At 75.2% G+C, this 6,169-nt stretch carries 5 protein-coding genes; 1 reads left to right on the top strand and 4 read right to left on the bottom strand.

Annotated features, from left to right (window positions below; translation table 11 throughout):
• Nucleotides 1-168 precede the first annotated feature (168 nt).
• Entirely contained in the window at nt 169-2,211 is a 2,043-nt protein-coding gene (locus ACFW1I_RS37590) for a SpoIIE family protein phosphatase (RefSeq protein ID WP_384678493.1), read from the bottom strand.
• Nucleotides 2,212-2,552: 341 nt separating this feature from the next.
• Here ACFW1I_RS37590 and ACFW1I_RS37585 point away from each other — a divergent pair, with 341 nt between their 5' ends.
• Complete coding sequence (locus ACFW1I_RS37585) at nt 2,553-3,326, top strand: D-Ala-D-Ala carboxypeptidase family metallohydrolase (RefSeq protein ID WP_384678491.1); 774 nt, start codon at nt 2,553-2,555, stop codon at nt 3,324-3,326.
• A 64-nt stretch (nt 3,327-3,390) separates the two neighbouring features.
• Here ACFW1I_RS37585 and ACFW1I_RS37580 read toward each other — a convergent pair whose 3' ends face one another.
• The 3 genes from ACFW1I_RS37580 to ACFW1I_RS37570 all read right to left on the bottom strand — a co-directional run.
• A complete protein-coding gene (locus ACFW1I_RS37580; protein ID WP_384678495.1) occupies nt 3,391-3,918 on the bottom strand; it encodes an NUDIX hydrolase family protein in 528 nt (175 codons plus the stop codon).
• Nucleotides 3,919-4,012: 94 nt separating this feature from the next.
• Nucleotides 4,013-4,861: a carbohydrate ABC transporter permease gene (locus ACFW1I_RS37575; protein ID WP_384678489.1), complete on the bottom strand. Its 849-nt coding sequence runs from the start codon at nt 4,859-4,861 to the stop codon at nt 4,013-4,015.
• Nucleotides 4,858-6,169: ABC transporter permease subunit (locus ACFW1I_RS37570; protein WP_384678487.1), on the bottom strand; the 1,312-nt coding region annotated here is incomplete at its 5' end. The genes ACFW1I_RS37575 and ACFW1I_RS37570, both read right to left, overlap by 4 nt.

Below are 6,169 nucleotides of genomic sequence, written 5' to 3'. Positions count from 1 at the left end.
CGCCGGTGCACTCGGGGTCTTGCCCCCACACGGCACACCCCGCCCGGCTGTTTAACAGGGGGCCCCGGGGGGCCCCGGACCCCGCCCCCCCGCCCCCGCCCCGCGCGCCGGCGCCGCCCCCCACCACCGGGCCGGACCGCTCGCACCGAGCGGCCCGGCCCGCACGCGTCAGCTCCCCCCGTCCACCCGGAAGGCCAGCAGGGCCGTGTCGTCGCGGTGGTCCGACAGGTCCTGGAGGACGCGCAGCAGTTCGGGGAGGGGGAGGCACCGGCTGCGCGCGGACTCGGCGGCCAGCCGGCGCTGGCCCTCGTCGATCGCGGCGGACGGGGTCTCGATGAGGCCGTCCGTGTACAGGAGCAGGGTGTCGCCGGGGCGCAGGACGTGGCTGTGGGTCGTCCGGGGGAGGCCGGAGGCCACGCAGAGGGGCGGGTCGGCCGCGCCGGGGAGAAAGCGGGCGTCGCCCGCGGCGGGGACCAGCAGCGGCGGCGGGTGCCCCGCGCTGGACCAGGTCAGCCGCCACGTGCCGGCCGCGCCGCGGCGGAGCGTCGCGTGCAGGGCGGTGGCCAGGGGAGCGGTGGCCAGGCCGGCCGCGACCTGGTCGAGCCGGGCGAGCACCTCGTCCGGCGCGGCCTCCGGCCCGCCCGCGTACGCCAGGGCCCGCAGCATGCTCCGCATCTGCCCCATCGCCGTGGCCGCCGTCAGATCGTGGCCGGCCACGTCCCCGATGCCGAGGACGAGCGTCCCGTCCGGCAGCGTGAAGGCGTCGTACCAGTCCCCGCCGATCTCCCCGCTGGGACTGGCCGGCTGGTAGCGCGCGGCCAGCCTCCCGCCCCGCACCGGCGGCGGCTCGGTCAGGTGCGCCCGCTGGAGCCCCAGCGCGGTGCGCCGGGCCCGCTGGAGGTCCAGGACCTTCCGGATCGGGCGCTGGGCGTGGTGCAGCACCTCCCGGAGGAGTTCGGTCTCGGCCGGGCCGGGGATCGGCGTGTCGCCGTTGGTGCTGCTGGCGGCGTAGCCGAGCACCAGGTCGTCGACGATCAGCGGGACGAGGGTGAGACTGGTGGCCCCCGAGGCGGTCAGCCAGCGTTCGCTGACGGTGGGGATCAGCCCGGGCGGCACGGGGCCGCCGGCCGCCAGCGGGAAGGTGACCGGCTCCCGCCCCTCCAGCACCTCACGGACCGCCGGTGTCACCGCCACCCGCTGCCCGCGCAGCGCGGGCGGGGCGGGCAGCCCGGGCCGGGTCGCCGACGCGATCCGCCGCGCGGTCACCCCGGCGCGCGCGGGCAGCGGCCACTCGTCGTGCGACAGCAGCAGGATCAGGCAGGCGTCGGTGAGCTCCGGCACCAGCACCTTCACGACCTCGGCGAACGCCTCCGGCAGGCTCGCCTCCGTCACCGCGGCGACCTGCGCGAGCAGCCGCTCGCGCAGCCGCGTGCCCCAGGCGTCCTCGATGTCGGCGGTGGCCGCCACCCACTCGGTGATGCGCCCGTCCCGCAGCACCGGCACGGAACGGGTGGACAGATGGCGGTACGAGCCGTCGGCGGCCCGCACCCGGAAGGTCGCCTCGAAGACCCCGGGCCGCTCGCCCTCCTGGGCCGCGCGCCGCCACCCCGCGCTCAGCTTCTCCCGGTCGCGCGGATGGATCTGCGGGTACCAGCCCTCGTCCGCGCGCGGATGCCAGGGCTTCCCGGTCAGCTGCTCCCAGCCGGGGACGAGCTCCTCCATGGACCCGTCGGCGCCCATCACCCACACCATCTGGGAGACGGCGGAGACCAGCGCCTCGTACCGCTGGAGCGCCTGGGTCTCGGCGGTGGTGTCCATGGCGAGGACGAGGATCCCGGGGCCCTGCTCCGTGGTGACGGGGCTGCACGAGTAGACGAAGTGCCGGGCCTGCCCGGCGACCCCGGGGTCGGTGCGCCGCTCGCCGACGACCTGCCGGGCCCGGCCCGTGGCCCGTACGGAGTCGAGCACGGCCAGGAAGCGGTGGCCGTCCGAGTCCGGGAAGGCGGCGTGGGCCGGCAGCCCGATCCGCCGGGGGCCGAAGAGCCGGGTGAACGCGGAGTTGGTGTAGAGCAGCCGCCCCTCGGGTCCCGCGAGGACGGCGACGGCGGCGACGGTCCCGTCGAACATCCGGGGATCGACGGGCTTCCCGCCGGCACCCGTCCCGCCCACGCCGGAGCCCGCGCCCGCGCCCGAGCGTGCGCCTGCGCTCACGCCCGAGCCTGCGCCTGCGCTCACGCCCGCGCCCACGCCCACGCCCGAGCCTGCGCCCGGGCCCGCGCCCGCCCCCGGGCCCGCGTCGGGGTCCGGCCCGTCCCCGGACACGTCCGTCGCGTGTCCGCCGGGCTCTCCCGTGCTCTCGCCGCCCTTCACGCTCTCATCATCGCGGCGCGGGCCGATCCCGGCCCGCCGCCGTGCCGCCGTACGGCTGTGTCCGGCGTGGTTGACGCGCGTCGACCGACCGGCCAGGCTTCCTCCCGAGAGGCGTTCTCTGACAGATGCATGACACGCACGGTCCCTGTTCTCCGTACCCGCCGAGGTGGAGGCCCGCCCGTATGTCCCCGCACACCCGCGCTTCCGTGAAGCCCCTGTCCCTCGCGTCCCCCGTGTCGCGGCTCCTGCTCGCCCTCGCGCTGCTGCTCGCCGGTCTCACCGGCGTCGTGGCCGGGGCGGGCCCCGCACGCGCCGACGCCTGCTACACCTGGTCGCGCACCCTCTCCCAGGGCGCGACCGGGGCCGACGTCACCCAGCTCCAGATCCGGGTCGCCGGCTACCCGGGCTACGGGGGCGTCCTGGCCGTCGACGGCTCCTACGGCCCGGCCACCGCCGCCGCCGTGACGCGCTTCCAGTCCGCCTACGGCCTCGCCGCCGACGGAGTCGCGGGACCCGCGACCTTCAGCAAGCTGTACGCGCTCCAGGACGACGACTGCACGCCGATCCACTTCACCTACGCCGAGCTGAACAACTGCAACACCACCTGGGAGGGCGGCGCCGTCAGCGCCGCCACCGCCAGGTCCAACGCCCTGCGCACCATGTGGAAGCTGGAGGCCCTGCGGCACGCGCTCGGCGACGAGCCCATCCGGGTGACCAGCGGCTTCCGCAGCAGCGCGTGCAACGCCGCCGTCGGCGGGGCCTCGGACAGCCGGCACCTCTACGGCGACGCCGCCGACCTCGGGTCCGGCCCGCACTCCCTGTGCCGACTGGCCCAGCAGGCCCGCAACCACGGCTTCAACGGCATCCTCGGCCCGGGCTACCCCGGACACTCCGACCACACGCACGTGGACCACCGGTCCAGCCGCTACTGGTCCGCCTCCTCCTGCGGCATCTGAGTCCGCTTCCGCCGCCGGCGCGGCCGCACGCCCGGGCGACGCGGCCGCACCGGCTCCGGGGGCGTCAGTAGGTGACCCCCACATGGGCCAGCGCCTGCTTCAGCAGGACGCCGTGTCCACCGGGCATCTCGCTCTGCACGGCGGCCGAGGCGGCCTCGTGGGGAGTGAACCAGACCAGGTCGAGGGCGTCCTGGCGGGGACGGCAGTCGCCGCTCACGGGGACGATGTAGGCGAGCGACACCGCGTGCTGGCGGGGGTCGTGGAACGGGGTGATGCCCGCGGTCGGGAAGTACTCCGCGACCGTGAAGGGCTGGAGCGAGGCCGGCACCCGCGGCAGCGCCACCGGGCCGAGGTCCTTCTCCAGGTGCCGCAACAGGGCGTCCCGGACGCGCTCGTGGTGCATCACGCGTCCGGAGACGAGGGTGCGGTTGATCGTTCCGTCGGCGCCGATGCGGAGCAGCAGTCCGATGCTCGTGACTTCGCCGCTGTCGTCCACCCGTACGGGGACCGCGTCGACGTACAGGATCGGCATCCGGGCACGGGCCGTGTCCAGCTCGTCCGAGGTCATCCAGCCGGGCGTGGTCTCAGTCATGTCAGACATCGCCTGATCATACTTTCCGCCACGGCCGCCGCGCTGTGATTCCGGCGTCAGCCGTTCGGGTGGCTCCGGGGGGCGGCGGCGCCCGTCACTTGACCGACCCGGCCATCACCCCCTGGACGAAGTGCCGCTGGAAGGCGAAGAACACCACCAGCGGGACGACCAGGGAGAGGAAGGCCCCCGGCGCGAGGACCCCGATGTTGGAGCCGAACTGCCGCATCTGCGACTGGAGGGCCACCGTCAGCGGCTGGGACTCGCCGTCGGCGAAGAGCAGCGCCACCAGCATGTCGTTCCAGACCCACAGGAACTGGAAGATCGCCAGGCTCGCGAGCGCCGGCCGCCCCAGCGGCAGCACCAGCCGGCGGAAGATCCGCCACTCGCCGCCGCCGTCGAGCCGGGCCGCCTCCAGCATCTCGCGGGGGACCTCCGCGAAGAAGTTCCGCAGCAGGAAGACCCCGAACGGCAGTCCGTACGCCACATGGAAGAGCACCACCCCGGCGACCGTCCCGAACAGCCCCACGGCGCCGAAGAGTTTGGCCACCGGAAGCAGGCCGATCTGCACCGGGACCACCAACAGGCCGACCACCACGAGGAAGAGCCCGTCCCGGCCGGGGAACTCCAGCCAGGCGAAGGCGTATCCGGCGAGCGCGGCGATCCCGACGACGAGGGCGGTGGTGGGGACCGCGATCAGGACGGTGTTCCAGAACGCCTGGACGAGCCCCGAATCCGCCAGCAGGGCCCGGTAGTTGTCGAAGGAGAGCTGCGAGGGCTCGACGATCGACGTCCACCAGCCGTCCGACGCGTTGTCCCGTTCGGAGCGGAGCGAGGAGAGCAGCAGTCCCGCCAGCGGGGTGATCCAGACGAGGGCGACCAGGACGAGCAGCGACTGCACCGCCGCACTCCCGAGCCACCGGGTGACGCGCGTGGGCCTGTTCATGAGCCGCCGCCCTTCCGGAAGCGCCGGATGTTGAAGACCATCGCCGGGACGACGAGGAGGAGCAGCAGCACGCTGAGGGCGGCGCCGAGCCCCTGGTCGTTGCCGCCGCCGAAGGAGACCAGCCACATGCGGGTGGCCAGCACGTTCGCCTCCTCCTGCACCGGTCCCGGGGCGATGACGTAGACGAGGTCGAAGACCTTCATCACGTTGATGACCAGGGTGACGAGGACGACGGTGAGGACGGGGGCGAGCAGCGGCACGGTGATCCGGCGGAAGATCTGCCGCTCGTTCGCGCCGTCCACCCGGGCCGCCTCGATGACGTCGCGGGGGAGCGCGGCGAGCCCCGCGCCGATCAGCACCATGGAGAAGCCGGTCCACACCCACAGATAGGCGCCGATGATCGCCGGGGTGACGAGCGTCGGGCCGAGCCAGTCGACACCGCCGTACCCGGCGGCGAAGTTGGCGGCCGGCACCCGCAGCCGGTACGTGCCGTCGCCGAGCCCGTCGAACCGGAAGGTGCCGTCGGCGGCCGTGCGCGCGGACGCCACCGCCGTCCCGTCCCGGACGGCCTCGACGGTCATCCCGGGCAGCCCCTGCTCCGCCCCGTCGACCACGCCCGGCCGGCCGCCCGTTCCGGGCGTGAAGTCCAGGTACACCGTGCCGGTCAGGCCGTCCGGGGCCGGGTCCGGGGCCCGCGCCGCCTCCGGACGCCCCGGTACGGCCCCGGGGGCGACGCCCACGAAGGGCAGCACGGCGACGGAGCCGGGCCGGAGCTCGCCGGTCGTGTACCCGTCGGCCGGTCCGCCGGTCAGGCCCCGGCCCTCCCGGGCGCGGGCGGTCGGGTACGGGGCCGGCGCGTCGAGGGCGTCGTGGACGCCGACCACCACCGCGTTGAGCACGCCCCGGTCGGGATCCTGCTCGTACGCCAGCCGGAAGACGATGCCCGCGGCGAGGAACGACACGGCCATCGGCAGGAACAGCACCAGCTTGAACGCGGTCGCCCAGCGGACCCGCTCGGTGAGCACGGCCAGGACGAGGCCGAGCCCGGTGAGCAGGACGGGGGCGACCACCACCCAGATCGCGCTGTTGCGGAGCGCCTTCAGGGTCGCCGGGTCGCGGACCATCTCCAGGTAGTTGTCCGCGCCGACGAACCGGTCGCCGCTCGCGTCGAACAGGCTGCGGACGACGGAGAAGACGACCGGGTAGGCGACGAGCGCGCCGAGGAGCAGGAGCGCGGGCAGGGCGAAGGCGGCGCCGAGCAGCCGCCTGCCGCGCCGGGCGCGGCGCCGCGGGTCGCCCCCGGCGCGC

This window comes from Streptomyces sp. NPDC058955, from assembly GCF_042741435.1.
GTDB lineage: Bacteria > Actinomycetota > Actinomycetes > Streptomycetales > Streptomycetaceae > Streptomyces.
This window is presented reverse-complemented; position numbering and strand designations above follow the sequence as displayed.